Origin of the sequence: Streptomyces millisiae (assembly GCF_031845425.1) — a bacterium.
In the GTDB taxonomy this organism is placed as follows: domain Bacteria; phylum Actinomycetota; class Actinomycetes; order Streptomycetales; family Streptomycetaceae; genus Streptomyces; species Streptomyces millisiae.
The window spans coordinates 1-463 of sequence record NZ_JAVREM010000273.1; the positions used below are offsets into that span (position 1 = coordinate 1).

Annotated in this window: 1 protein-coding gene; it reads left to right on the forward strand. The window is 69.3% G+C overall.

Annotated elements, in window-relative coordinates:
• Positions 1–117: 117 nt before the first annotated feature.
• A complete protein-coding gene (locus RNC47_RS36635) occupies positions 118–438 on the forward strand; it encodes a (2Fe-2S)-binding protein (protein WP_311601844.1) in 321 nt (106 codons plus the stop codon).
• Positions 439–463: the final 25 nt, after the last annotated feature.

Sequence of the window (463 nt, forward strand, 5' to 3'; positions counted from 1 at the left end):
CGCCTCCGGCGACATCGGCTGGTTCGGCCAGACCCGAGTTCCCGGCGACATCGGCTGGTCCGCCCAGGCCGGAGTTCCCGGGGACCTCGGCTGGTCCGCGCCGGCCGACTCGGTCGCATGACCGCGCCGCCGGACGACCGCACCTTCCGGCGCGAGATGGCAACCGCCTATCGCTCAGGGTGGCATTTCATCGATCTGCTCACGGCCCTCCCCCGCCGTGGCGACTCGTTGATGGTCACCCTGTTCGGGGAGCCGATCGTCGTGGTGCTGGAAGAGGACGAAGATGTCCGCGCCTATCGCTGTCTCCGACGCCCCCGTGGCGCGCCGCAGCCGGTCCGCTGCGCCGTCAGATACGGGATGATCTTTGTGAACCTCGACCAGCGGGACCACGAGCTGGTCGCTTCGGAACCCCATTCCGCCACCCCCCGCAGTGCCTGAGCGATTCCCCCGTCGTCACCTATCG